We start from the raw sequence: 571 nt of genomic DNA, 5'->3' as shown, positions 1-571 counted from the left end.
AGCGTCACCTGGAACCTCCGCGATTTCTCACGGGACGGCCGGGTTGCTGGCCGGGCACGTCGAAGGGCATCTCGCGGCGGCCCGCCGGATGGCCGAGCTCGTCCCGGCGGTCGAGGCCGTGGCGGACCTGCTCATCGAGACCTTCACCCACGGCGGCATCCTGTACACGATGGGCAACGGCGGCAGCGCGGCCGACGCCCAGCACCTCACGGGTGAGCTGGTCGGCCGCTACAAGCGCGACCGCCGCCCGCTGCCCGCCGTGACGCTCAGCACCGACGCCACGGTCATGACCTGCATCGGCAACGACTACGCCTACGAGGAGGTCTTCGCCCGGCAGGTGCAGGCCCTCGCCCGGGCGGGGGACGTCGTGGCGGCGTTCACCACCAGCGGGAACTCGCCCAACGTGGTGGAGGCGCTGGCGGCCGCACGGAGCAGGGGAGCGGTCACGGTACTCTTCGGCGGCGGCGCCGGTGGCGGGGTCGCCGCGAAGCACGCCGACCACCTCCTTCTCGCCCCCTCGTCCGAGACCCCGCGCATCCAGGAGATCCACACACTGATGCTGCACATGATC

At 72.0% G+C, this 571-nt stretch carries 1 protein-coding gene; it reads left to right on the top strand.

What is annotated here, in order from left to right:
• A partial coding sequence (locus tag GUY59_RS47170; protein ID WP_236668183.1) for a D-sedoheptulose-7-phosphate isomerase occupies positions 1–571 on the top strand: 571 nt, incomplete at both ends.

It is taken from the genome of Nonomuraea sp. K271 (assembly GCF_009908215.1).
Classification (GTDB): domain Bacteria; phylum Actinomycetota; class Actinomycetes; order Streptosporangiales; family Streptosporangiaceae; genus Nonomuraea; species Nonomuraea longispora.
The sequence above is the reverse complement of the archived record's forward strand: the minus strand, read 5'-3'. Positions and strand labels throughout refer to the sequence as shown.